This is a genomic window from Streptomyces sp. BK340, from assembly GCF_007827595.1.
In the GTDB taxonomy this organism is placed as follows: domain Bacteria; phylum Actinomycetota; class Actinomycetes; order Streptomycetales; family Streptomycetaceae; genus Streptomyces.
Genome location: NZ_VISR01000003.1, coordinates 63814 through 89388 on the forward strand (window position 1 = coordinate 63814; position 25575 = coordinate 89388).

General features: G+C 70.7%; 23 protein-coding genes and 2 pseudogenes. 12 read left to right on the forward strand and 13 right to left on the reverse strand.

Annotated features, from left to right (window positions below):
• Nucleotides 1-91: 91 nt before the first annotated feature.
• Nucleotides 92-684, forward strand: a pseudogene (locus FB157_RS06705) (GNAT family N-acetyltransferase); the annotation flags it as partial.
• Nucleotide 685: 1 nt separating this feature from the next.
• Here the strand turns inward: FB157_RS06705 and FB157_RS06710 are convergent.
• Nucleotides 686-1591, reverse strand: coding sequence for a LysR family transcriptional regulator (locus FB157_RS06710; protein ID WP_261386192.1), 906 nt, complete (start codon nt 1589-1591; stop codon nt 686-688).
• Nucleotides 1592-1746: 155 nt separating this feature from the next.
• Between FB157_RS06710 and FB157_RS06715 the strand changes: the two genes are divergently transcribed.
• From FB157_RS06715 to FB157_RS06740, 5 genes are all read left to right on the forward strand, one after another.
• Entirely contained in the window at nt 1747-2442 is a 696-nt protein-coding gene (locus FB157_RS06715; protein ID WP_145876976.1) for a type 1 glutamine amidotransferase domain-containing protein, read from the forward strand.
• 705 nt (nt 2443-3147) lie between these two features.
• Nucleotides 3148-3834 carry an RNA polymerase sigma factor gene (locus FB157_RS06725; RefSeq protein WP_145876979.1) on the forward strand — a complete coding sequence of 229 codons (687 nt, stop codon included), beginning with the start codon at nt 3148-3150 and terminating at the stop codon, nt 3832-3834.
• Nucleotides 3831-4172: a hypothetical protein gene (locus FB157_RS06730; protein ID WP_145876982.1), complete on the forward strand. Its 342-nt coding sequence runs from the start codon at nt 3831-3833 to the stop codon at nt 4170-4172. The genes FB157_RS06725 and FB157_RS06730 overlap by 4 nt, the downstream gene beginning before the upstream one ends.
• Before the next feature lie 117 nt (nt 4173-4289).
• A complete protein-coding gene (locus tag FB157_RS06735) occupies nt 4290-5255 on the forward strand; it encodes a pirin family protein (RefSeq protein ID WP_145876984.1) in 966 nt (321 codons plus the stop codon).
• A 201-nt stretch (nt 5256-5456) separates the two neighbouring features.
• Complete coding sequence (locus FB157_RS06740; protein WP_145876985.1) at nt 5457-5972, forward strand: GNAT family N-acetyltransferase; 516 nt, start codon at nt 5457-5459, stop codon at nt 5970-5972.
• A 138-nt stretch (nt 5973-6110) separates the two neighbouring features.
• Here the strand turns inward: FB157_RS06740 and FB157_RS06745 are convergent, their stop codons facing one another.
• Nucleotides 6111-6947 carry a Rieske (2Fe-2S) protein gene (locus tag FB157_RS06745; protein WP_145876987.1) on the reverse strand — a complete coding sequence of 279 codons (837 nt, stop codon included), beginning with the start codon at nt 6945-6947 and terminating at the stop codon, nt 6111-6113.
• A 468-nt stretch (nt 6948-7415) separates the two neighbouring features.
• On the opposite strand from FB157_RS06745, the gene FB157_RS06750 reads away from it, so the two are divergent.
• Nucleotides 7416-8909 carry a catalase gene (locus FB157_RS06750; protein ID WP_145876989.1) on the forward strand — a complete coding sequence of 498 codons (1494 nt, stop codon included), beginning with the start codon at nt 7416-7418 and terminating at the stop codon, nt 8907-8909.
• A 498-nt stretch (nt 8910-9407) separates the two neighbouring features.
• Here FB157_RS06750 and FB157_RS06760 read toward each other — a convergent pair whose 3' ends face one another.
• From FB157_RS06760 to FB157_RS06805, 10 genes are all read right to left on the reverse strand, one after another.
• Entirely contained in the window at nt 9408-10019 is a 612-nt protein-coding gene (locus FB157_RS06760) for a cysteine hydrolase family protein (RefSeq protein ID WP_145876993.1), read from the reverse strand.
• A 21-nt stretch (nt 10020-10040) separates the two neighbouring features.
• Nucleotides 10041-10997: an LLM class F420-dependent oxidoreductase gene (locus tag FB157_RS06765; protein WP_145876995.1), complete on the reverse strand. Its 957-nt coding sequence runs from the start codon at nt 10995-10997 to the stop codon at nt 10041-10043.
• 132 nt (nt 10998-11129) lie between these two features.
• Nucleotides 11130-12548: a glucose-6-phosphate dehydrogenase gene (gene zwf, locus FB157_RS06770; RefSeq protein ID WP_145876997.1), complete on the reverse strand. Its 1419-nt coding sequence runs from the start codon at nt 12546-12548 to the stop codon at nt 11130-11132.
• A gap of 42 nt (nt 12549-12590) precedes the next feature.
• Nucleotides 12591-13292 carry a 6-phosphogluconolactonase gene (locus tag FB157_RS06775; RefSeq protein ID WP_186581382.1) on the reverse strand — a complete coding sequence of 234 codons (702 nt, stop codon included), beginning with the start codon at nt 13290-13292 and terminating at the stop codon, nt 12591-12593.
• Between the two features lie 5 nt (nt 13293-13297).
• Complete coding sequence (gnd, locus tag FB157_RS06780) at nt 13298-14329, reverse strand: phosphogluconate dehydrogenase (NAD(+)-dependent, decarboxylating) (RefSeq protein WP_145877001.1); 1032 nt, start codon at nt 14327-14329, stop codon at nt 13298-13300.
• Between the two features lie 10 nt (nt 14330-14339).
• Entirely contained in the window at nt 14340-16418 is a 2079-nt protein-coding gene (tkt, locus tag FB157_RS06785; RefSeq protein ID WP_261386193.1) for a transketolase, read from the reverse strand.
• 52 nt (nt 16419-16470) lie between these two features.
• Nucleotides 16471-17244 carry a polyphosphate--glucose phosphotransferase gene (gene ppgK, locus FB157_RS06790; RefSeq protein WP_261386194.1) on the reverse strand — a complete coding sequence of 258 codons (774 nt, stop codon included), beginning with the start codon at nt 17242-17244 and terminating at the stop codon, nt 16471-16473.
• Nucleotides 17245-17533: 289 nt separating this feature from the next.
• Entirely contained in the window at nt 17534-17830 is a 297-nt protein-coding gene (locus FB157_RS06795; protein ID WP_145877005.1) for a zf-HC2 domain-containing protein, read from the reverse strand.
• Between the two features lie 250 nt (nt 17831-18080).
• Complete coding sequence (locus FB157_RS06800; protein WP_145877006.1) at nt 18081-18776, reverse strand: response regulator transcription factor; 696 nt, start codon at nt 18774-18776, stop codon at nt 18081-18083.
• The gene (locus FB157_RS06805; RefSeq protein ID WP_261386195.1) at nt 18773-19954 is read right to left on the reverse strand and encodes a sensor histidine kinase; all 1182 of its coding nucleotides are present in this window, start codon (nt 19952-19954) and stop codon (nt 18773-18775) included. The genes FB157_RS06800 and FB157_RS06805 overlap by 4 nt, the downstream gene beginning before the upstream one ends.
• A gap of 358 nt (nt 19955-20312) precedes the next feature.
• Between FB157_RS06805 and FB157_RS06810 the strand changes: the two genes are divergently transcribed.
• The 5 genes and pseudogenes from FB157_RS06810 to FB157_RS06830 all read left to right on the forward strand — a co-directional run bounded on the left by FB157_RS06810 (nt 20313) and on the right by FB157_RS06830 (nt 24762).
• Entirely contained in the window at nt 20313-20918 is a 606-nt protein-coding gene (locus FB157_RS06810) for a hypothetical protein (protein ID WP_145877010.1), read from the forward strand.
• Nucleotides 20919-20977: 59 nt separating this feature from the next.
• Nucleotides 20978-21535, forward strand: a pseudogene (locus FB157_RS06815) (SMI1/KNR4 family protein); the annotation flags it as partial.
• Nucleotides 21536-21779: 244 nt separating this feature from the next.
• Nucleotides 21780-22583: a polyphosphate kinase 2 gene (gene ppk2 / locus FB157_RS06820; protein ID WP_145877014.1), complete on the forward strand. Its 804-nt coding sequence runs from the start codon at nt 21780-21782 to the stop codon at nt 22581-22583.
• A gap of 193 nt (nt 22584-22776) precedes the next feature.
• On the forward strand, nt 22777-22980 hold the full coding sequence (locus FB157_RS06825) for a cold-shock protein (RefSeq protein WP_020943502.1): 204 nt from the start codon (nt 22777-22779) through the stop codon (nt 22978-22980).
• A gap of 87 nt (nt 22981-23067) precedes the next feature.
• Nucleotides 23068-24762 (forward strand): DEAD/DEAH box helicase, encoded by a 1695-nt coding sequence (locus FB157_RS06830; RefSeq protein ID WP_145877016.1) that lies wholly within the window; start codon nt 23068-23070, stop codon nt 24760-24762.
• 62 nt (nt 24763-24824) lie between these two features.
• Here FB157_RS06830 and FB157_RS06835 read toward each other — a convergent pair whose 3' ends face one another.
• Entirely contained in the window at nt 24825-25499 is a 675-nt protein-coding gene (locus FB157_RS06835) for a hypothetical protein (RefSeq protein WP_145877018.1), read from the reverse strand.
• Nucleotides 25500-25575 lie beyond the last annotated feature (76 nt).

The window sequence follows — 25575 nt, forward strand, 5'->3', positions numbered from 1 at the left end:
TCATGCCTGCCGGTGCCCACTCTGACACGGTGACAGCCACCGGCGCAGGACGGCCGGTCGCAGTCCGGCGTCGAAGACGTCCCGGTCCGGGGAGTTCCTCGCCCATGTGGACCGGGGGCGGAAGTTCATCGGGCGGTACAACGGGCTGCCGGACGTGGTCCCGGATGCCGTGTCGGCCCGGGCGTTCCTTCAGGCGTGCGCCGAGAAGGAGGCGGCCGACGCCGTCCGTATCCGCGGGATCCGGTACGGCGGCACGCTCGTCGGGCGGTGATCCTGCGCCGGATGGACGTGCCGCAGGGCACCGCCGGGGCGGGCTGTCGGCTGGAGCCGGCGGCCGTGGGCCGGGGCCTGGTGACCCGGGCGGCCCGGGTGCTCATCGACCGGGCGGTCCGGGAGCGGGGCATCCACCGCGTCGAGTGGTGGGTGTCGCCGGAGAACGCGCCCGGCAACGCGGTGACCCGGGCGGCCCGGGTGCTCATCGACCGGGCGGTCCGGGAGCGGGGCATCCACCGCGTCGAGTGGTGGGTGTCGCCGGAGAACGCGCCCGGCAACGCGGTGGCCCGGCGGCTCGGCATGCACAAGGACGCCGTCCTCAGGGAGAGTTACCTCTACCGGGGTGAGCGGCACGACGTGGAGATCCGGTCACTGCCGGCACCGGGGCGGCCGTCCGGTGCCGGCGAGTGAGCTACCAGGTCCGTCCCGACCGCAGCAGCAGCTCGCGGACGCGGACCACGTCGGGGTTGTCCGAGGCGCCGGGACGCTGGACGAGGAAGCCCGTGTTGATCGGCGGGTCCTCCGGTGCCAGCAGTTCCACGAGCGCGCCCGACGCCAGCTCGTCGGCGCACAGATAGCGGGGCAGCACGCTGAACCCCGCTCCCGCGAGCACCGCCGCCAGCACCCCGCGCAGGTCGGGCACGGTCACGGCGGCGGTGCAGGAGAGGCGTCGGCCGAACACGTGCCGCCAGTAGCGGCGGGCGATCGGCAGATCCTCGGCGTAGGTGATCAGGGGTACGGAGTGCAGGGCGGCCGGTCCTTCGGCAGGCAGCCGGTCCGTCAGCCGCTCGGCCCAGACGGGCGCGGCGACCAGGACGAACTCCTCGTCGGCCAGCGGCACGGCGTGGAGCGTGCGGCCGCGCGGGCGGGCGGTGGCGATGACCAGGTCGTGGCGGCCCGCGCGCAGCTCGTCCAGCAGCGGTTCGGTCAGCCCGGTGGCCACCCGCAGCCGTACGCCCTCGGCGACGAGGGGGGCCAGCGCGGGCAGGACGGTCGTGCACAGGAACTCGGCGGGCCCGGCGAGGTGAACGGGCTCCGGACGTGCTCCCTCGCGCGGCTCGGGACCGGCGACGGCGGCCAGCTCGTCCAGTGGTGCGGCGATCCGGGCGGCCAGTTCCTCGGCCACCTGAGTCGGCGCCACCCCGCGCGGCAGCCGTTCGAACAGTTCCCGGCCGGTCTGCCGTTCCAGTGTGCGCATCTGCGTCGTCACCGTCGGCTGTGACAGGCCCAGCAGACGGGCGGCGCCGGTGAAGGAGCCGGAGCGGTAGACCGCGAGGAAGGTGCGCAGCAGGTTCAGGTCGAGAGCGGGGATGTCCACGAGGCCGAGTATTCACCGGATCGCGGCCCGCCTGACCCATAGGGGATCCTATGTCTGCCATTCGCCGCTTCATTGGTTTCCTATGGGTGGTGTCGCCTACGTTTGCGGCACGAGCGCACGTTCCACAAGCGCACTGTTCAGGGAGCACAACACCCATGTCGAAGATCCTTTTCGTACTGACCGGCGCCACCCACTGGACGCTCGCCGACGGCACCCGGCACCCGACCGGCTTCTGGGCCGAGGAGGTCGTGGTCCCGTACCTCGCCCTCAGGGCCGCCGGCCACGAGGTCGTCGTCGCGACGCCGGGCGCGGTGGTGCCCACGGTCGACCGGGCGAGCCTCGCGCCCGAGTTCAACGGCGGTCCGGAAGGGGCCGACAGGGTGGCGCGCGCCCTGGAGGAGATGACCGAGCTGCGGGCACCGGTGAAGCTGGCGGAGGTCGGTCTCGACGACTTCGCCGCCGTGTTCTACCCCGGTGGGCACGGGCCCATGGAGGACCTGTCCGCGGACGCCGACTCGGGCCGCCTGCTGACCGCGGCCCTCGATTCGGGCAAGCCGCTGGCGGTGGTCTGCCACGGTCCGGCCGCGCTGCTCGCGGCGGTGCGGGCGGACGGCTCGAACGCCTTCGCCGGCTACCGGGTGGCGGCCTTCACCAATGCGGAGGAGACGCAGGGCGGGCTCGCCGAGCGGGCCGCCTGGCTGCTCCAGGACCGGCTGACCGAGGCGGGTGTCGAGGTCCAGGTGGCCGAGCCGTGGGCACCGCACGTGGTCGTCGACCGCAACCTGGTCACCGGTCAGAACCCGGCCTCCTCGGCGCCGGTCGCCGAGGAGCTGCTGAAGAAGCTGGGCTGAGACAGCCGGCTGACGCAGCCGGGCCGATGCCGCGGCACTGCCGAGCGGCGGCCGACCACATGTGCGGAAAATTGGTCGGCCGTCGCCTGCAACCTCGCCCGGGGTCGGACGTCTGTCGGGGTGGAGGCCTCCACTTCGACCAATGTCCGAGCGACCCGAGCAACCGAAGGAACACATGTCCGCACACCGTGTCCCCCGCCCTCGCCGCATCCGCAGGCTGCGTACCGCCCTGGGGGTCTCCGCCGTGGGCGCGGCCCTGGCCGTAGGCGGCACCGTGACCGCCCAGGCGGTCCAGGCCGGCGCCGCTGCCGGATCCCACGTCTCGACGGGCCGTGCCACGCCGTCACCCGTGCCGTCCCCGGTCCGTACGGCGACGCCCACGCCGGTGCCGTCGGCCCCCCGCACGGGCACTCCGACCCCGGTTCCGTCCGCCCCCCGCACAGGCACTCCCACTCCGGTGCCGTCCACCACGCACCCGGGGACGCCGCACCCCGTGCCGGCCACCCCCTCACCGGTCCCGTCCACGGCGGCCCCGGCGCCGGTGCCCCGCCCCGCCGACGCCCACGGCCACCGGACCGCGTCGCCGAGTCCGGTCCCCGCGACAGGGCACGCGGCGCCTGCGCCGGTTCCGCAGCACCACTGAGGCAGGCCGGGTGTGCGGGGAGGCGCCCGGTGCGGCTCCCCGCACACCCGGTCGGGAGATCCATGACGACAGCGACACCACCGGCGGCGGCCCTGCCCTGGGACCGGGCCGGCACTGCGGAGTCCGCACCGGCCTGGCGCAGGTTCACGCATGCGCTGCGGGCCCGCGTCCTCACGCGCGTACGCGCCGGTACGACGGCGGCCCCGCAACCCCGCGACAGCGGTGACGGCACCGGGGCACAGGGAGTGCCCCTCCCCGAACGGCCTCCCGGGATCGAGGAGTTGTACCACCATCGCCGGCTGTCCCTGGTGCGCCTGGCGGTGCTGCTGGTGGACGACCTGCCGACGGCAGAGGACGTCGTACAGGACGCCTTCACGGCGCTGTTCCGCCGCCACGGACACCGGCTCGGCTCGCTGGACGACCCGGAGGCCTATCTGCGGACCAGTGTCGTCAACGCGGCCCGGTCGGTGCTGCGGCGGCGCAGGACCGTACGGGCGCACGCCCCCGAACCGGAGCAGCATGCCCCCGCGCCGGAGGAGGACGTCCTGCTCCACGAGGACCACCGTGAGGTGCTGGCGGCCCTGCGGACGCTGACCCCGCGTCAGCGTGAGGTGCTGGTCCTGCGCTACTGGTCGCACCTGTCCGAGGCCGAGATCGCGGCGACGCTCGGTCTGTCGCGCGGCACCGTCAAGTCCACCGCCAGCAGGGCCCTGGTCGCCCTCGGCCGACGTCTGGAGGGTCTGCGATGAACGAGTCAGGCACCGGGACCGCGCCGACGCCGGTCGAGGAGCTGCTGCGGGCCGCCCTGGCCGCCCGGGCACAGTCCGTCGGCCCGGCCGATCTGCGGCCGCTGCGCCCGCCGACCGGAGCGGCCCGCTCCCGCCGGGTGCCCGTTCGCCGGGTCACGGTGGCCCTGCTGGCCCTGGCCGCGGTGGCGGCCCTGGTGTTCTTCACCGTCCGCGGCGGCCCGGCCCACCCGGCCGAACCGGCCCGCTCCCCCCGGCCGACGATCGGCACCCCCTCCCCGGAGCCCAGCCCCGTCCGCCCGTCCACGGCCGTTCCGACCCCCGCCTCCCCGACGCCGTAGTCCGTCGCTCGATCGACTTGACCAAGCCGGCCCGGGTTTCCCCGCCCCCTGCACCCCTCGCGCCTCACCCGTCCACACGCTCGGCAACGAAGACGACCTGACGCTAAGTTGGGCGGCATGAGCAACCTTGACCGCGCTCCCGTGCCGAGCGTGTGCGGCGGCCGCGGATTCGTCGTCGCCGAACCCGTCCGCGAGCTGCTGAGCCCCCGCCTGGTGAAACTCGGGGAGTCGACCGAGGTCCGCCGACTGCTGCCGAACCTCGGCCGACGCATGATCGGCGCATGGGCCTTCGTCGACCACTACGGCCCCGACGACATCGCCGACGAGCCCGGCATGCAGGTCCCGCCGCATCCGCACATCGGGTTGCAGACGGTCAGCTGGCTGCACGAGGGCGAAGTGCTGCACCGGGACTCCACCGGCAGCCTCCAGACGATCCGGCCCAAGCAGCTGGGCCTGATGACCTCGGGCCGGGCCATCAGCCACTCCGAGGAGAGCCCCAGGTCGCACGCCCGCTTCCTGCACGGCGCCCAGTTGTGGGTCGCGCTCCCGGACGAGCACCGCCACACCGACCCCAGGTTCGAGTACCACTCGGAACTGCCCACGGTCACCGCGCCCGGTCTGACCGCGACCGTGATCCTCGGCGACCTCGACGGATCGTCCTCGCCCGGTACGACGTTCACCCCGATCGTCGGCGCCGACCTCGCCCTCAGCCGGGGCGCCGACCTCCGCCTCCCCCTCGTACCGGACTTCGAGTACGGCGTGCTGGCCATGTCCGGCGAGGTGCACGTGGACGGGGTGCCGGTACTGCCCGGCTCACTGCTCTACCTCGGCTGCGGCCGCACCGAACTCCCGCTGCGCGCCGAGTCGGACGCCGGGATCATGCTGCTGGGCGGCGAGCCGTTCGCCGAGGAGCTGATCATGTGGTGGAACTTCGTCGGGCGTACGCAGGAGGAGATCGAGCAGGCCCGTGAGGAATGGATGAGCGGGTCGGGATTCGGTGAGGTCAAGGGCTATGACGGGGACCCGCTGCCGGCGCCGGAGCTGCCGCCGGTGCCGCTGAAGGCGCGGGGTCGAGTGCGCTGAACAGCGTCCGGAGCCAGAAGGGTGGCTCGCTCGAATTTCGACTTCTCGACGTGACCGAGCATGAGCGCAGCGCAATCGATGTGACGTGAAGTCCTCTTGAGTCGGCCCGCAGCCGGCAAAAGACTGCTGCGGTAGCGAGGCCGCGTGCGTCCCGGGAACCCGCGGCGCAGCAGACACGATCACCATGTGAGGAGAACGTCGATGTCCGACGCCGGCCGTCGAGACGACGGCCACTCGATCACGCTGACCGATGGAACCGCCACCCGAACCCGGGAGGCGGCCTCCGTCGATCTGGTGCCGGTCCAGGATTTGCACCGCCGCTGCTCACTGGGCAGCCGAGCCCTGCGATACCACGCGGGCAAGTCCGGACTCTCACCCACCGAATGGCGTCAGCTGTCCAGCCCGGAGCGCGGCACCACACTGGTGACCGCTCCGGCCGAGCGCGCGGACCACATCATCGCCATGACGAACGTCATGCGCACCGATCAGCGAGGGGTGGGGGAACTCGCGATCCTGGTCGAGGACGCGTGGCAGGCCAGGGGCCTTGGCACCGCGTTGGCCGAACATGCGGCGACCGTCGCCCGCCGCGAGGGACACCACTCGCTGGCCGCCACGGTGGCGGCGAGCAACGAGCCGATGCTCCACGTCCTGGAGAAACTGGACGCGAGGCCGGTCGGAGCCACCGGTTCCGTGCTCGATCTCCGCATCCCGCTCTAGGCCCAATGCCGCTGTTCTACGCTGTGGCCTCGGGTTTTCGCACGGTCGGGGCGATCTTGGATGCGGGAACGACGGTGACCGCGTCGGCCGGCGAGGCGGGGCTGACCTCCCGACGCGTGGCGACCTCCCTCGGTCCTCTCAGGGGCTCGCGAGACGGACCTCTACAGTGCCGTCAGGAGCGACCCGGCAGTCGAATCGCGGTTGGGGTGCCGTCGCCGGACCCTGGATGTTGGCACCGTCCGAGAGCCGGAACCGGCTTCCGTGCCACGGGCATTCGATGCAGCCCTCCAGGATCTTGCCCTCGTGGAGCGGCCCGTCCATGTGGCTGCACCGGTCGGCCAGCGCGTTCAGCACCCCGTCTTCGCCCCGTACAACGACCACCGCCACCTCGTCGGCCGTCCGCCGTACGGGCTCACCCACGGGAAAGTCGTCCAGCTTCCCGACGCGGTGCCAGCCGGGCTCGACGAGCACGGGCACGGCTTCTGCGTGGTTGACGCCCGCGGCCTGCCGATAGGCGAGGTGACCGCCCAGTACGCCTCCGGCCGTGGCGATGGTCAGCCCCCCGAAGCCGAGCAGGCGGCCGAGCGCATGGCGCCCCTTCGTCCGCGCCGCCAGTGAGGCGGCGTACGCGGTGACCGCGGCGATGTTCGCCGCTGCGTGCACCAGGCCCACACGAGCCTGCCGGGGGCGCTGCTCCGCCCAGTCGACCCAGCCGGCCAGAGCCGCGGGTCCCGCGGCGACGAGGCCGACCGTCACCAGACGGCGTGCCGCACGACTCTCACCCGGGAACAGGTCCAGGATCGCGGCGGAGCTCCATGAGCCGATGGGCAGTTGCACCAGAACGGGGTGGAGCGGGTGGCCGAGCCAGAGACCTCGCAGCACATCCCTGCCCTGGCCCAGGGGAAGTCCACGGACGGCCTCGCGTACGGTCCCGGCGATGCCGTCGAGCGATTCCTGGCCTTCGAGGGCGTCCATGACTGTCGTGAGCGCAACGCCTCGCGCTCGCCGTGTTCCGGTCGTCGGTTTCGTGAACCTCATGCACCCCGACTTTCCCCTCTCATTGAGGACAAACCGGATCATCGCTGAGACGACTGCAGCTCGGCAGTCAGGACCGGAGACCGATCATGAGCGAGCATGCCGGCGAGGAGTGCACGTGCACGTTCCGGGCCACTGACGGATGCCGGGCCGTCCTTCGCTCGAGGTTCGACGCCGTAGCCGTCCGCCCAGGGCAGGTGCGCGGCATGGTGAACCTGCTGGTGCGCGATCCACCGGGTGATCCAGAAGAGGCCCAGGGTCGCAGGGGATCCGTTGTCCGGAAGAAGTTTGGCGCGGCCGCTCGGGGTCACGCGTCCTGTGGGTCCCGAATCACGGCGGAGACAGACGCCCGCTTTTCTGCGTTCGTCCCGCGCAACGACTGCGAAGCCCGACGAAAAGGGGAGTGTCATGACGGAGATCCACGCCACCACCACCGACTCGGGCGCTCCAGTGGAGAGCGACGAACACTCACTGACCCTGGGACCCGGGGGGCCGATCCTCCTGCAGGACGCCTATCTGATCGAGCAGATGGCGCAGTTCAACCGAGAGCGGATTCCCGAGCGCCAGCCACATGCGAAAGGGAGCGGCGCCTTCGGCCGCTTCGAGGTGACCCACGACGTCAGCGCCTACACCAAGGCGGCCCTCTTCCAGCCGGGCGCCCGCACCGACCTGCTGGTGCGCTTCTCAACCGTGGCCGGCGAACGCGGCAGCCCGGACACCTGGCGCGACCCGCGCGGCTTCGCTGTGAAGTTCTACACCCGCGAAGGCAACTACGACATGGTCGGCAACAACACGCCGGTGTTCTTCGTGAAGGACCCGATGAAGTTCCAGCACTTCATCCGCTCGCAGAAGCGCCGCGCCGACAACAACCTGCGCGACCATGACATGCAGTGGGACTTCTGGACGCTCTCTCCGGAGTCCGCGCACCAGGTCACCTGGCTGATGGGCGACCGCGGTATCCCGCGCAGCTGGCGCCACATGAACGGCTACACCTCCCACACCTACATGTGGATCAACGCCTCCGGCGAGCGGTTCTGGGTGAAGTACCACTTCAAGACCGACCAGGGCATCGAGTGCTTCACTCAGCACGAGGCCGACCAGATGGCCGCGATCGACACGGATTACCACACCCGGGATCTCTTCGAGCACATTCGTGACGGCGCCTTCCCCAGCTGGACCCTGCATGTGCAGGTCATGCCGTACGAGGAGGCGGCGGGCTACCGGTTCAACCCCTTCGACCTCACCAAGGTGTGGCCGCACGGGGACTACCCGCTCATCCCGGTCGGCCGGATGACGCTCGACCGCAACCCCACCGACAACCACGCCGAGATCGAGCAGGCGGCCTTCCAACCGAACAACATGGTCCCCGGCATCGGGCCGAGCCCGGACCGGATGCTGCTCGCCCGTCTCTTCTCGTACGCGGACGCGCACCGCCACCGCATCGGCGCGAACTACCAGCAGCTCCCGGTGAACGCCCCGGTCGCCGACGTCCGTTCCTACTCCAAGGACGGGGCGATGGCGTACCGGAAGACCGCCGATCCGGTCTACGCCCCGAACTCCAAGGGCGGCCCGGCGGCCGACTCCGCCCGGTACTCCCCGCCGAGCTGGGAAGCGGACGGCGAGATCGTCCGCGCGGCCTACGTCAGCCACCCCGAGGACGACGACTGGGGGCAGCCCGGCACGCTGGTGCGCGAAGTCATGGACGACGCGGCCCGTGACCGACTGGTCGACAACGTCGTGGGACACCTCCTCAACGGGGTCAGTGAGCCCGTCCTCGGACGTGCCTTCAAGTACTGGTCGAACATCGACGAAACCATCGGCAAACGCGTCGCCGACGGCGTGCGAGCGGAGTCCCACGAAAAGGACCCGAAGGCGGCGGAACAGGGTAATCCCCGAGAGTGAGAGCGAGAATCTCATGAAGACCCCCGGTGAAAACGACACACCTCCAGTCGACGACGAGACGCGGCAACGGTCTGCGGAGCAGCGGAACATCACCGCACCCACGCCGCGAGACGTCCGGGAAAAGGCCGAGGCCGAGGGTGATGACGAGCCCGAATCCCCTACCGGAGACGGAATCTGACCGCGGTCGCAGTGCCGGCGACCTTTCCTATGCGCGACTCGCCCCGAAGTGCCGGGCGGTGTCGAAGTCCGTGGGCCGGTCCCTCCGTGGGCCGGTCCGGTGGGACCAGCAGATGGAGGCCGCGCGACCCCGTCGTCATCAGCGCGGGCCACAGGCCGAGCTCGGTGAGCAGGTCCCCCGGGTCGCCGCGCGTCCTCGAAGCCGTCGCGCGAGTCGTCGGACGGGCATGACCAGCCGTCGGTCCCCGAGGTGGCTCGGCATCAGAGGCGCGATATCGCGGTAGGTCGGTGAACGGGCGGTCCCGTCTTGCGGGGACGGGCTCATGACGGACCTCCGGGATGGTGCGTCGTTTCCTCCGGGGCGGGCCGCCGGCCACCACGGAAATTCACTTCCATCGCCTGGACAATCCGGGCACCCATGTTGCACTCCATCATTTCCAGCGCGGCGGCCTCCAGATGCGGGTGGATCGAGGCGACGGCATCGCGCGGCACCGTGACGTCCAGATGGCGGATGTGCGCGTCGAGGGCGGAGTACAGGACGCACTGCTCGGTGACCTGCCCGGCCAGTACCACCGTTCCGACGTCCAGTTGCCACAGCAGGTACGACATGGGCGTGTCGTGGAAGACCGAGTGCCGGGTCTTGACCACGAAGAGGGAGTCGTCGTCCGGCCGGATCGGCTCGACCAGGCCGGCGTGCGGGCGGGACAGCGCCGCCTCGACCAGTTCGCCGTGATGGGAGCGCCAGAGGCCGAAGTTGTCGTTCGCGTAGATCACCGGTACGCACGCGTCCCGGGCCCGGCCGATCAGCTCCGCCAGGACCGGTACCACCCGCTCGGCCGCGGGCAGCAGCAGCTCGGCGTCCTCATGCTCGTACGTGTTGATCATGTCGATCACGACGAGCGCGCTGCCGCCGGTCTCTCCCGGTCCGGACACGGTGTCCACCACCTCGTGCGGTCAGTCCCGCAGCCGCGGCAGGACCTTGGTGCGGTAGAAGTCGAAGAAGCCCTGCTGATCCTTGCCGATCTGGTTTACGTACACGGTGTCGAACCCCGCGTCGACGAACGCCGACAGCGCCCCGACATGGGCATCCGGATCGTCGCCGCAGGTCACGGCCTGCGCCACCTGCTCCTCGGTGACCAGCTGGGACGCCTGGGCGAAGTGGGCCGGGGTGGGCAGGACCTGCAGGAGTTCGCCGGGCAGCTGCTCGGTGGCCCACAGCCGGTGCGCGGTGCGGACCGCCGCCCGTTCGTCCGTGCCCCAGCACACCTTGAGGCCGCCGTACACCGGCTTGGTGCCCCCGCAACCGCGCCGGAACCGCTCCACCAGGGGCTCGTCCGGCATCATCGTGATCAGCCCGTCGCCGATGCGCGCGGCGACCTCGGCGGCCTGCGGGCCGAAGGCCGAGACGTCGATCGGCACCGGTTCGTCGGGCAGCGTGTACAGACGGGCGTTCTCCACGGTGTAGTGCCTGCCGTGGTGGCTGGTCTGCTCCCCGGTGAACAGCTGCCGGATGATCTGGAGCGCCTCCTCCAGCATCTCCAGGCGTACCGGCGCCTCGGGCCAGACGGTCCCGAGGATGTGTTCATTGAGCGCCTCGCCGGTGCCCACGCCCAGGCGGAAGCGCCCGCCCAGCTGTACCGCGCTGGTCGCGGCCGCCTGGGCGATCACTGCCGGGTGCGTGCGCACCAGCGGACTGGTCACCGCTGTCTCCACCGGCAGCGACACCGCCTGGGACAGCGCGCCGATCACCGACCACACGAACGGGCTCTGGCCTTGGCCGTCGTGCCAGGGATGGTAGTGATCGGATATCCACAGCGACTCGAAACCGGCTTGCTCGGCCATCCGCGCCTGGTCGACGAGTTCCGCCGGGGTGTGCTCCTCGCACGACAGGAAGTATCCGAAGCCCGCCATCGTCTCTCCTGAACCGCGTCTGTGAAGGGGGTCCGCTGTCGAGTACCCAGTGGCCACCGGTCTGTGCACGGCGTGTCGCCCGGATCAGGAGGAGTACCGGGCGGGCGGGTCCTCGGCCCTGGGGCCGAGGGCTCAGATGCCGTTGCCGGAGGACCTCGCCGGCAGCCATGGTTCGTACCAGCCCGGATATCCGGCGACGATCTTGCTCGCTGCCGCCGGTCCCCAGGTCCCCTGCCGGTAGCGCTCGGGGTCGCCGGGCGCCTCCAGCAGTGGCTGGACGATTCGCCAGGTCTCCTCCACCGAGTCCTCACGGGTGAACAGGCTCGCGTTGCCCTGCATCGCATCACTGAGCAGACGTTCGTACGGCTGGGGTGCCTCCCCGAGCGCGGACTCGAAGAGGAGGTCGAGGTCCACCAGCTGCGTGTCCTGCTTGCCGGGCTGCTTGGCCTGGATGCGGAAGTTCACGCCGGGGCTCGGATCGATCCGCAGGATCCACTGGCCGGGCTCGGGTGCGAACTGCTCCGCGAACGCAAGCCGCGGCGGGCGCTTGAAGACGATCCGGATCTCGGTCACTCGCTCGGGGAGCGACTTGCCGGCGCGGATGAAGAACGGCACCCCGGACCAGCGCCAGTTCTCGACCTCCAGTCGCAACCCGACGAAGGTCTCGGTGCGCGAGTGCGGCTGCACGCCGGGGACCTCCAGGTACCCCTCGTACTGCCCGCGGACGTAGTGGGCCGGGTCGGCGTCGGGGATCGCCCGGAACACATCGACCCGGCGGTCCCGGAGCGCGTCCGCATCGGCGGCTGACGGCGGCTCGGACGCCACCAGGGCGAGCAGCTGCAGGAGATGGTTCTGCACGACGTCGCGGAGCGCGCCGACGGGGTCGTAGAAATGGCCGCGGTCCTCGACCCCGAAGTCCTCGGCCATGGTGATCTGCACGCAGGCGATGTGGTCGCGGTTCCACACCGGCTCGAACACGGAGTTGGCGAACCGCAGGAACTGGATGTCCATCGCCGGCTCCTTGCCGAGGAAGTGGTCGATCCTCAGCAGCTGGTCCTCGTCGAGGAGCTGACGCAGCTCGGCGTTGAGCGCGCGCGCCGACGCGAGGTCGTGCCCGAACGGTTTCTCCACGACGACCCGGGCGCCCTTGGTCAGCCCGACGCCTGCCAGCCCCTCGGCCACCCGGGCGAACAGCGACGGCGGGATCTCCAGATAGAACACCGGGTGCCGCTTGCCGTCGACCGCCCGGGCAAGGCGATGGTAGGTCTCCGGGTCGGCGTAATCGCCCTGCACATAGCTGAGTCGGGCGGCGAACCGGGCCAGGACGCTCTCGTCCAGCGGCTCGCCCGCTGCCTTGATCGCCGCGCGGGCGTGGTCACGCAGCGCGTCGTCCGACCAGCCGTCGCGCGCCACTCCGACGATCGGGCAGGTCAGCAGCTTGCGTCGCTCGAGCCGATAGAGCGAGCGGAACGTCATCTTACGAGCGAGGTCGCCACTGATCCCGAAAATGACCAGCACGTCGGCGGGAACGTTCGACGAGTTCGAAGCCACCTCATCCTCCTTACGGAGCCGACACCGCAATGGGGTCGGTCATCATGGTCCTGCCGGCGGCCGGGCGCCGGCGCGAGCAGGACCCCGGCCGGCCGCCGCCGCGTCCGCGAGGACGAGCGAAGCCGCCGCCTCGACCCGGGCGGCGGGAATCGACCGGTCTCCCGCGACGAGCCTCGAGAGCGGTTCGCGGTTGTCCGCACCGGTGACGAACCAGAGCACCTGCTGGGCGCGAGCCGGCGCGGGACGGGTGAGTGTCATGCGCCGGTGGCCCATGTACGGCGCCGTCAGGGCCGCCGGCCGGTCCGGGACTTCGAGCACCGGGTCCCGCGGCACCCGCGAGACGGTGTGCCCGTCCGGACCGAGGCCCAGGTGGACGAGGTCGAATCGCTCGGGCAGCGACCCCCCGTAGGCGGCGGCCGCCGCGTCGAGGCCGGCGTCGTTCACGGGCATCACGATGACCTCGGCCGGGGCCGTACCGAGGCTCTCCCGCCGGTGGGTGAGGTTACGGTCCGGGTCGCCGTCGGGCGCGACCCGCTCGTCGACCCGGAACACCCCCGCCTGTTCCCAGGGGCGGTCCTCATGGGCGAGCCGCGCGAACATCGCCCAGGGTGTGTGCCCCCCGCTGACGGCGAAGGTGAATCGGCCGCGGGCCCGCACGCAGGCCCGGGCCGGCCGCGCCACGAACGCCGCCGCGGTGCCGGCGACCGCATCGGGGTCGGCGACGACCTCGAGCTCGTGATGCACAGCGGTCAGCCCTTCTTTTCGGCGTGCCCGCCGAACTCGGAGCGCATCGCCGAGAGGATCTTGTCGGTGAACTCCCCGGCCTGCCTGGACTCGAAGCGCTCGTAGAGCGAGGTGGTGATGACCGGTACCGGGACGCCCTCGTCCACCGCGGCGAGGACGGTCCAGCGGCCTTCCCCGGAGTCGGAGACCCGCCCGGCGAAGTCGTCGAGGGAGGGTGAACTGGCGAAGGCGTCGGCGATCAGGTCGACCAGCCACGAGCCGACGACCGAGCCGCGCCGCCAGACCTCGGCCACCTCACCGACGTCGATGTCGTACTGGTAGGCCCACGGATCGCGCAGCGGCGTCGTCTCCGCGTCGACCTCCTGCCGGCTCTTGCCCGCGTTCGCGCGCTTGATGACGCTGAGACCCTCGGCGATCGCGGCCATCATCCCGTACTCGACCCCGTTGTGGACCATCTTCACGAAGTGTCCGGCGCCGTTCGGCCCGCAGTGCAGGTACCCGTGCGGGGCGGTGCCGTCGGTCCGGGTGCGGCTCGGCGTCGGCTCGGCGCTGCCCTCGCCGGGAGCGATCGTCTTGAAGATCGGGTCGAGATGGGCCACGACCTCGTCCTCGCCGCCGATCATCAGGCAGTAGCCGCGCTCCAGCCCCCAGACCCCACCGCTGGTCCCGCAGTCGACATAGTGCAGTGACTTGTCGGCAAGACGCCTGGCGCGCGTGATGTCGTCGCGGTAGTAGGAATTGCCGCCGTCGATGAGGATGTCGCCGGGCTCCAGCAACGGCTCGAGCTGGTCGAGGATGGAGTCGACGATCGCAGCGGGAACCATGAGCCACAGGGCCCGTGGCTTGTCGAGTTTCGCAACGAGATCCCCGAGTGAGTCCGCGCCCGTCGCGCCCTCGCCGGCCAGTTCGGCGACGGCGGCCGCGTTGACGTCGGACACGACGCAGTGGTGGCCGTCCCGCATCAGCCGGCGCACCAGGTTCGCCCCCATCCGGCCGAGCCCGATCATCCCGAGTTGCATGGGCTTGTCTGTCGCCATGTGGTGCCTCCTAGTCCTTGAGCGTGCGGTGCTCCCTTTCGGCGGCCACGCACTCGCGGGCGACCTGGGTGACCTTCTCGGGAGTGAAGCCGAATTTGGTCAGCAGCATCTTGAGCGGCGCCGATGCCCCGAACGTGTGCATGCCGACGACGGCGCCGCCGTCGCCGACGTAACGGTCCCAGCCGAGCGTCGCCGCCTGCTCGACGGCGACCCGGGCCCTGACCCCGGGCGGGATGACCGAGTCGCGGTACTCCTTGGGCTGGCGGTCGAACAATTCCCAGCAGGGCATGCTGACCACGCGAGCCGACAGGCCTTCGGCGGCGAGCTCGTCAAGGGCCGCGAGCGCGAGTTGCACCTCCGACCCGGTGGCCAGCAGGACGACGTCGGGCTTGCCGTCCCCCGCGTCGACCAGAACATAGGCTCCCCTGGCCACCCCGGATGCGGCCCCCATCTCGGAGCGGTCGAGGGTCGGCAGTGCCTGACGGGAAAGGACCAGCACCGCCGGCTCGTGCTTCAGCGCGGCGACGACCCGCCAGGTCTCGACGACCTCGTTCGCGTCGGCCGGGCGGAACACCAGCAGCCCCGGCATCGCGCGCAGCGACGCGAGTTGCTCGACCGGCTGGTGGGTGGGACCGTCCTCGCCGACCCCGATCGAGTCGTGGGTGAAGATGTGCACGACCGGGATCTCCATCAGCGCCGAAAGCCGGATCGCGCCGCGTGCGTAGTCCGAGAAGATCAGGAACCCCGACCAGTACGGGCGCAGCTTGGTCAGCGCCATCCCGTTCGTGATCGCGGTGGCGGCGTGCTCGCGGATCCCGTAGTGGAGGTTGCGCCCCGAGCGGTCATCGGCCTGGAAGTCGCCGGCGCCGGGGAACTTGAGGTCGGTCTTGGTCGACGGCGACAGGTCCGCCGACCCGCCGAGCACCCACGGCACGGCTTGGGCAAGCGCGTTGAGCACCTGGCCGCTGGAGTCACGGCCGGCGAGTCCCTTCGGGTCGGCCGGGAAGGTCGGCAGCGCCGACTCCCAGCCCTCCGGCAGGTCACGCCGCTGGATACGGTCCAGCTCGTCGGCGAGTTCGGGATGGGTGGTTCGGTAGGCCTCGATCCGAGCCTCCCAGCTCGTCCGGGCTGCGCGACCGCGCGCGCCGATCCCTGCGGCGAAGTGCTCGTGGACGCCGTCGGGAACGAAGAAGTCCTTGTCCTCCGGCATCCCGAGGAATCGCTTGGTCGACTTGACGCCCTCCACGCCGAACGGCGCGCCGTGCGCCTTCGGGGTGTCCTCGACCGGTGACCCGTAGCCGATGTGACTGTGCACCACGATGAGCGTCGGGCGCTCGTGCTCGGACTTGAAGGTGTGCAGCGCGCGGGCCACGGCCTCCAGGTCGTTGGCGTCGGCCACGGTGGTGACGTTCCAGCCGTAGCCGATGAACCGGGCCGCCACATCCTCGGTGAACGCGATGTCGGTGTGTCCCTCGATCGTCACCCGGTTGGAGTCGTAGATCCAGCAGAGGTTCGACAGCCGCTGGTGGGCCGCGAGCGAGGCAGCCTCCGAGGAGACCCCCTCCATCATGCAGCCGTCGCCCCCCATCGCGTACACGTCGAAGTCGAAGACGGTGAAGTCGTCGCGGTTGTACCGGGCGGCGAGCCACTGCCCGGCGATCGCCATCCCGACCGAGGTCGCAACACCCTGGCCGAGCGGGCCGGTCGTGGTCTCCACGCCGCTGGTCCACCGGTACTCCGGGTGCCCGGGGCAGTGCGAGCCGAGCTGGCGGAACGTCCTGAGGTCGTCGAGACTCACGGCGGGCCGGCCGAGGACCTCGTAGTCGGGGTCGACGGCCTGCACGCCGGTGAGGTGGAGCAGCGACCAGAGCAGCGCGGAAGCGTGTCCTTCCGACAGCACGAAGCGGTCGCGGTTGGGCCAGATCGGGTTGGCCGGGTCGAAGCGCAGGAAGCGTTGCCAGAGCGTGTACGCGACCGGGGCGATGCCCATCGGTGTCCCCGGATGGCCGGAGTCGGCCGCCTGGATGGCGTCCATGCACAGTGTGCGGATCGTGTTGACGGAGAGGGTGTCCAGGTCGTTGCTGCTCAATGCGAGCCTCCCTGAAGGTGCTTCCCCTGCGCTCGCACCCGAGCACGGCAGACTAGGGGTGAGCTTTCCCGGCCGGGGCGAAGAGCGCCGCGCCGACAATGCCCGCATCGTTCAACAGCTGCGCCGGCACGATCTCGGTCCTGAGCTGGATGTGCGGCAGGAACTTGTCGGCCTTCTTGCTGACGCCGCCGCCGATGACGATCAGGTCGGGCCACAGCAGCCGCTGCACGAGATCGAGATACGTCTCCAGGCGGTGCGCCCATTTCTTCCAGGACAGGTCGTCGTGCTCGCGCACCGACTCGGCGGCCCAGTCCTCGGCATCCCCGTGGTGCAGCGGCAGGTGTCCCAACTCGCTGTTGGGCACGAGGTATCCGTCGGAGAAGACGGCGCTGCCGATACCGGTGCCGAGCGTCACCATCACGACGACGCCCTTGCGTCCCTTGCCGGCGCCGAAACGCATCTCGGCGATCCCGGCCGCGTCGGCGTCGTTCACCACCCTCACGTCGCGGCCGGTCGCTCGCGCGAAGAGCTGGGCCGCGTCCGTCTCCATCCAGGCCGGATCGATATTGGCCGTCGTCTGGACTTTGCCGCCCCGGATGACGGCCGGGAGCGTCAGCCCGACCGGTCCTGGGACGCCGATCTGGGAGATCACCTGCACGACCACGTCCGCGACTGCCTCCGGGGTCGCCGGATGCGGGGTCGGTATCCGGACCCGCTCACCGATGAGGCTGCCGAGCTCGAGGTCGACCGGCGCTCCCTTGATACCGGTTCCGCCGATGTCGATCCCCAGCACCTGGGCCGTCCTGTCCAGACTTTCCTGCGCCACTGCCCGCTCCCCTCAGGGGCCGGCCCAAAAAGTGTTGCGCGAATTTTGGACACCAAACCCCGCAAGGATTACCCAACACAATTCTCGAGAATATCACATATATATCATATTCGCCACATCGCCAATATCGGATTACATCAAAACTTGAGGGGTATATCCATGAATTGCGCGCCCGCAAGGGCACGGGTTCCGGGTGTATTCGACGAGCGCGCACACCGCGTCCGAGTGACCCGCGCAGCGGCTTGCGCGGGTCGCTCGGCGATGGAGCAGGGGTGCGCGGTTCTCAGGGTCACCTGACGTACGCCATGCGGTCGACCCACTGGGACAGGGTGAGGGGGGTGGTGCGGACGGCACCGGGCGGGTGCGAGCGGCGCTCCGGGCACAGCCGAGGGGCCAGGGCCTCGCGCAGCGAGGACAGGTGCGCGGCTACCGCGGCGTGACAGTGGTACTCGTCCCTGCAAGCGGTGCAGATGCCCAGGTGCTCGACGACCGCGGCGGCCCGCTCGGAGGGGAGGAGTTCGAGCGCGTGCTCGGCCAGCGCGTCACGGAATGCGCGGCACTCGTCGGTGGAACTGGCGGTGGCCATGTCGGATCCTCTCCGTACTGCCACGCCCGGCCGCCGAGGCATTCCACAAGGTCCAGACAGTTCAGGGGGCCGCGCGAAGCATCGATACAGCCCTTGTGGCGCAGATCCACGATGACTGAAGACCACCCTCGGGCGCGTCGTCCCCCCGCAGTGATTTCCGGGTACGGCCGCCGCAGTACCCGGCGGGCAGGGCTGCTCCGTACGGCCGGAAGGGGGCGCTTGACCGGGTCCTTGTCACACAGGGAGGGACTCACACGGAGAGCGACGACGGGCTGCGATCCGTCGTCGCGTTGACCAGGCCGCACTGATAGGCGATGACGACGAGCTGGGCCCGGTCGCGAACGGCGAGCTTGCTCATGGCGCGGTTGACGTGCGTTTTGACAGTCAACGGGCTGACGAACAGGTGTTCGGAAATCTCGTCGTTCGACAATCCGAGCGCGACGAGCCCTGTCACGTCCCGCTCCCGCGGGGTGAGGCAGGCCAACTGCTCGTGCGGCACGCCCGCGCAGGGCTCGGGCTGCGCCAGGAAGCGTGTGATCAAAGCACGCGTGGCAGCCGGTGACAGCAGCGACTCACCGGCTGCCACCGTACGGACGGCGTCGAGGAGCTCGTCCGGTCGCGCCCCCTTGCCCAGAAAGCCGCTCGCCCCGCCCCGCAGGGCCTCTGCGACGTACGCGTCGTTCTCGAAGGTGGTCAGGATGAGCACCTTCACGGCAGCGAGGTCTTCGGCCTCGCTGATGGCCCGTGTCGCGTCCAGGCCGTCCATGCCGGGCATCCTGATGTCCATCAGGACCACGTCCGGGCGCTGCGCACGCGCCAGCTCCACGGCTTCGTGGCCGTCGGACGCCTCGCCCACGACCTCCATGTCCTCCGTGGAGTCAAAAAGGATCTTGAAGGTGCCCCGCAGCAACGCCTGGTCATCGGCGAGCAGAACGCGGATCGTCATGTCCGGCCTTCCGGTAGTGCAGGTGATGCCACGCTGCCCGTTGCCGCGGCAGAGCGCAGGGGCAGTTCGGCGATCACGGTGAATCCGCCCTCGGGCCGCGCTTGTGCGGTGAGTGTCCCGTCCACGCTGGCCGCCCGTTCCCGCATGCCGATCAGCCCATGGCCGGTACCCTGCCGCGGTCCCTGCGGGAACGCGCGACCGTCGTCCTCGATGGTGATGGTCAGCCACCGAGGGGTGTAGCTCAGGCACAACCGGGCCTTGTCCGCACTGCCGTGCTTGCGCACATTGGTCAGCGCCTCCTGGACGATGCGGTAGGCGGCCAGATCGACCGCTGGAGTCAGTGGCCGGGGCGTCCCCTGGCGGGTGCACAGGACGTCGAGGCCGACGCGCTCGAATGAGGCGAGCAGGGCTGGTATCCGGGCCAGGCCCGGGACGGGATCGCGCGGTACGTCGCAGTCGTCGGACTGCCGCAGCAGGCCCACCGTGACACGCAGCTCGTCCAGCGCCGACCGGCTGGTCTCCCGGATGTCCTTGAGGGCGGCGAGGACCTGTTCGGGTCGATGCCTCCCCACATGGGCCGCCACACCGGCCTGGGCGTTGATCAGCGCGATGTGATGGGCGACGACGTCGTGCAGCTCACGGGCGATCCGGACGCGCTCGGCGGCCACTCGCTGCCGCGCCTCCTGTTCCCGGGTCCGCTCCGCGTGCTCCGCCCGCTCCTCCACGGCCGTGACATAGGCGCGACGCGAACGCACTCCGTCCCCGATCGCCGCCGGCAGGGCCGTCCAGGCCAGCATCGCGGCGTTGTCCGGTTGCAGCCAGGAACGTGGTGAGTGCACGACGGCGGCGCCGACCAGTACGGCGGCCGAAGCCGATGCCACGCTCAGGGCCGTGCGGCGGTCCGTCGACGCGGCCACCGAGTACACGGACACGATGACCGGGCTCGTCACCAGCGGGCTCTCCCGGAACCCGAGCAGCTGGAACGCCGCCCCGCATCCGACCGCACAGGCCACCACGGCGAAGGGGTAGCGGCGGCGCCACAGCAGCGCGAAGCAGCCGACAGCGGCCAGCATGACAGCGGGCCACCGCAGTGCGAAGCGGTGCTCGTGCGGGTTGATCGAGGCGGCCATGACGGACAGCACGAACAGCCCCGACGCCGCCAGCACGTCACGGGTCACACTTCGGGGTCCACGAGCGCGGCCGCTGATCACTGCCATGGCATCACCGTAGGGATGCCGCTCGCGCGACGCCGAGCCGGCGAACGAGGTCCGCACCCTGAATCCCGGTCCCCAGCAGCCCAGTCAGCCCCTCGAAGGAACTGATCTCTTCGAGTGACGAGCCGTCGTCCGGTCCCGCACCCCGCCGCACCACTACGCCAACCCGGCACCTTGTCGAGGACGTGCGCCGAGGAGTCCTGCGGGAGAGCCGGGTCCCGCGTACCGTCGAGCGACCGGCCGAGCCCCGCGCCACGACATCGGGCCCGACCTGGCTGGAGCCGGCCATCTCCGATGCTGTCGCCGGAGCAGGAGCACGCCCATGCGCCTTTACGCCCAGACCCCGGCACGTCTGAGCCGTCAGGTGCTCGCGGATCTGATCGCCGTGGCTCTGATCGCGGCAGCGGTGAAGTTCGCCCTGACCGTCCACGACGCGATCAGCCGGCTGGCCGGGCCGGGGCTGGAGGCGCAGAGGGCAGGTGACAACCTCGCCACCGGCCTCGACGACGCCGCCGAAGCGGCCTCGAGAGTGCCGTTCGTCGGGGGCGCCCTGAAGAAGCCTCTCCAGTCCGCCGCCGGCGCCGGCACCGGTCTCTCCGACGCCGGACGGTCACTGCAGCACGTCGTGGGCCAGGTGGCCGACCTGACCGCACTCGCCCTGATCGTCCTGCCTGTGGCGTTCGTACTGGTGCTGTGGCTTCCCCCGCGCCTGCTCTGGATCCGGCGCAGCGCCGCCACCCGCCGCCTCCTCGACAGCCCCGGAGGCGCTGACCTGCTCGCCCTGCGCGCCCTCACCGGACCGCAGAGCCACCTCGCCGCGGTCCCCACCCCACCGGGCGGCCTCGCCGACGCCTGGCGCCGCGGTGACCGGCAAGCCATCTCCGACTTGTCCGAGGCCGCCCTCAGGCGGGCGGGCCTGCGGCCCTGACAGGCGGAGCGGGGAAGAGCCGGGGCGCCGTTGTCAGTGCCGGCTGACACCATCCGACCATGAGTGGCGAGTCTTTCGACTGGTATGAGTTCCGCGGACGTTGGCAGGCGGAGTGGGTCCCGCGTGCGGACGCGGACGAGGACGACGTGCAGACCCGCGCCCCCCTGGGCAGGCCCGGGGCGGACGAGGCGGTGATCGCCGCGACCGAGGAGCGGCTGGGGCGAAGGCTGCCGCCCTCGTACCGGGATTTCCTGGCCGTGAGCGACGGGTGGCACGTGGACGAGACGGCCGGGGTCTATCAGCTCGGCGGCGCCGCGGACATCGACTGGTTCCGGGACCCCTACGACATGACCCCGCTGTACGAGCAGAACCTGGGCGACAACCCGCGCGACGAGGACGTCCTGCTGGCCGGCATGTGGCAACGGGCGCTACGGCTGGAGACGGACTCCGACATGTCGTCCGCCCTGCTGGACCCGGGCGACAGCGACCAGAACGGCGAATGGGCGCTCTACGTCCACAAGGGCTGGAGCGGTGAATTTCCGGACCGCTATCCGTCGTTCCGCGCGTACATGCAGGCCAGGTACCGCGGCTTCCACTCCGATCGGGCGCAGGTGCCGTCCGAACCCTCACCACACGGTCCTGGACCCGCGCGCCACGCGCGGGCGAGGGGTTCGCCTACGCCGGCTTCGTGCGGCACCGGCACTGAACGGGGGCGGGCCCGTCCCCGCCGGTGGAAGGCGGGCCGGCCGCCTCTCGCGGGCCCTGTGGCGCGGGTGCGTGCTGCCGGTGGGCGAGGGCGTCGATGCCGACACGTTCGGTCATGGTGTTGAGTTCCGCCGCGCCGAGGGGTACGCAGGCGGCATGGCCGGTAACAAAGTGGCGAAGCTGCCGCGCGAGATGTACGAGAAGGAACTGCTGCGCCTGCAGACGGAGCTGGTCAAGCTCCAGGAGTGGGTGCGGACGGAGGGCGCCCGCCTGGTCGTGGTCTTCGAGGGGCGGGACGCGGCGGGCAAGGGCAGCACCATCAAACGGGTCACCGAGTACCTCAATCCGCGGGTGGCACGGATCGCGGCTCTGCCCAAGCCCACCGAGCGCGAGCGCACCCAGTGGTACTTCCAGCGGTACGTCGAGTACCTTCCCGCAGCCGGGGAGATCGTGCTGTTCGACCGCAGCTGGTACAACCGGGCCGGGGTCGAGCACGTGATGGGTTTCTGCACCAAGGAGGAGCACCAGCTCTTCCTGCGCCAGTGCCCGATCTTCGAGCGGATGCTGGTGGAGGACGGGATCCTGCTGCGCAAGTACTGGTTCTCGGTGAGCGACACCGAGCAGCAGGAGCGTTTCCGGCGCCGGCTGGACGATCCCCTGCGGCGCTGGAAGCTGTCGCCGATGGACCTGGAATCGATCACCCGCTGGGAGGCGTACTCTCGGGCCAAGGACGACATGCTGGTGCACACCGACATCCGCGAGGCGCCGTGGCACGTCGTGGAGAGCGACGACAAGCGGCGGGCGCGGCTGAACATGATCGCCCATCTGCTGGGCTCCCTGCCGTACCAGGAGGTCCCGCCGCCGGTACTGGAGCTCCCGGACCGGCCGCCGTCCACCGGCTACGAGCGACCGCCGCGCGATCTTCAGACCTACGTCCCCGACCACGCGGCAAGCCTCTGAGCGGCCGCTCGCACGGCCTGCGGCGGCGCGCGTCGGTGATGCAACACGGGCCGCCGAGCTGTGCTACGCTTTTCGAGTTGCAGTTGTGGTACCCATGAACCTATGTGCGCCTGACGGGAATGTTCTGTTCAGGCGCTTATTTGTTTTTTCCGGCATCTCCGGATGGGGCCTCTGCCTACTGAAGGAGAAGGTCATGGCACAGGGAACCGTGAAGTGGTTCAACTCTGAAAAGGGTTTCGGATTCATCGCCCAGGACGGCGGCGGTCCGGACGTTTTCGCCCACTACTCGAACATCGCGACCCAGGGCTTCCGTGAGCTCCAGGAGGGCCAGCGGGTCTCGTTCGACGTCACGCAGGGCCAGAAGGGCCCGCAGGCGGAGAACATCGTCCCCGCCTGATCGCCGGACGCGTATCCGCTCACCGCGGTCCGCACCGTCATGGTGCGGACCGCGGTTTGTGCTGTTTCCAGGAAGGCAGATAACCGCATGTCCCGCAGGTCCCAGAAGCCGAACCGACGCGACTCGTCGCCCCGGCCGTCCGCGTCGTCGCCGAAGGAATTCCGGCTGCCGGAAAGCACCACACCCGCGCTTCCCGCAGTCGAGGACTTCGCCGGTCTGGACATGCCCGCGGCGCTGCTGAAGACCCTCACCGCGCAGGGCGTGACCGCCCCTTTCCCCATCCAGGCCGCCACGCTGCCCAACTCGCTCGCCGGCCGTGACCTGCTGGGACGGGGGCGCACCGGCTCCGGCAAGACCCTCGCGTTCGGCCTGGCCCTCCTGGCCCGCACGGCCGGACTGCGTGCGGAGCCCAAGGCGCCTCTCGCCCTCGTGCTGGTGCCCACCCGTGAACTCGCCCAGCAGGTGGCGGACGCGCTGACGCCCTACGCGACGGCGGTGAACCTGCGGCTGGCCACCGTGGTCGGCGGGCTGTCCATCACCAAGCAGGCCGCTGCGCTCCGGCGCGGTGCCGAGGTGCTCGTGGCGACGCCGGGCAGGCTCAACGACCTCGTGGAACGCGGGGACTGTGTGCTCGGCCACGTACGCATCACGGTGCTGGACGAAGCCGACCAGATGACCGACATGGGCTTCCTGCCGCAGATCACCAAGCTGATCCAGCAGGTGCGGCCCGACGGACAGCGCATGCTGTTCTCGGCCACCCTGGACCGCAACATCGACCGCCTGGTGCAGCGGTTCCTGACCGACCCCGTGGTGCATTCCGTGGACCCGTCCGCGGGAGCGGTGACGACCATGGAGCACCACGTGCTCCACGTCCAGGACGAGACCGACAAGAAGGCCGTCACCACGCGCATCGCGGCCCGTGACGGCCGGGTCATCCTCTTCCTCGACACCAAGAGGTCCGCCGACCGGCTCGCCAAGCGGCTGCTGGCCGTCGGTGTCCGCGCGGCGGCACTGCACGGCGGCCGCTCCCAGCCGCAGCGCAACCGCACCCTGGAACAGTTCAAGAACGGCCAGGTCACCGCCCTGGTGGCGACGAACGTCGCGGCCCGGGGCATACACGTCGACGACCTCGATCTCGTCGTGAACGTCGATCCCCCGACCGACCACAAGGACTACCTCCACCGGGGCGGCCGCACGGCCCGCGCCGGCGGTTCCGGAAGCGTGGTCACGCTGGTGCTGCCCGACCAGAAGCGGGACGTCACCCGGCTCATGTCGGACGCGGGCATCCGTCCCCGGACGGCCCGCGTCACGTCGAGCGACACGGCGCTGACGACCATCACCGGCGCCCGTGAGCCGTCCGGCGTGGCCGTCACCATCGAGGTTCCCCAGCCGGCGACGCCTACGGCGTCCCGCCCGGACCGCGGGGCCGACACCAAGCCGGGCGCGCGATCCGGCCGCCGACGCCGAAGCGGCGGCGGGGCCAAGGCCGCGACGGGTGCTGCCGCCGGGGCCGGGGGCCGGGGCTCCGAGCGCCGGGCGGGATCGGGCGGTGCCGCCGGCGCGGGCGGGCGCGGCTCCGACCGCCGGTCCGCGGCCGGTGCGGCGACCGGCGCCGCCTCCGGCAAGGCCGTCCGCGGATCCGGCCGGCGTGCGGCGGGCGGCGGAGCCGCGGGCGGCACGGCCGGGACCGGAGGCCGCAGCTCGGACCGCCGAGGCGGCCGCCGCACCTCTGCCACGCGTGCCGCGTCGGGCAACGCCGGCTCGGGTGACGACTTTTCGTAAGCGTTCGTGAGCTGCCTCGCGAGTCCGCGGACCGCGAGGCAGCCACGTGCACGACCGGTGGATCAGCCCTGGACGACGAACGTCCTGGCCTTACCGGAGCGGCTGGCGCAGGACTGCTTCTCCTTCGCGGTCATCTTCCGGGACTTGACGACCACCGCGTTGCTCTGGCCGTCCGTTCCGTTCGGGGCGGGCCCGGTGACGACGTCGGGCACGAACCAGAAGTAATGGCCCCACTTCCGGTCGTCGTAGTGGGTCTGCCATGTGCCGGAGACGGTCTGCATCACCTGTGCGCGGGAGATCCAGCCGACTTCACCGGGCTTCACCGTCATGTTGACGGAGCTGGCCTCCGAGTGGGTGCTCGACCAGGTGTGGCTGTAGGTCGCCGTCACGCTGAGGTCGATGATTCCCGCTATCTTGCCGCCGGCGGTCACGGACACGCCCGCCGAGTCCGTGGAACCGACCGTGTCGGACCACGTCATCGACTGGGTGGCGGCCGAGGTGCTGCAGTTGTAGAGCGAGTCGGAGACCCGGTGGAAGTCTCCGAGATACGCGTCGCCCAACTGCGGTTCGTTGAAGGTGCACTTCCCCTCCCCCGAGTCGCAGTCGGCTATGAGCTGTGCCCGGGTGGGCTGGTCGTCGGCCGAGGCAGGGGCGGCCATCGCCGCGACCATGCCCAGGGCAGCCGCCGAGAGCGCCAGCAGGTGTCCGCCGTGGCGCATCCTGCGGTTGTTCGCCATACATGTGCCTTTCTTCGTGCATGGGGGGGGTCGGCAATCGCACGCAGAGCGACCGAAGTTGCCGCGATCACCGCCT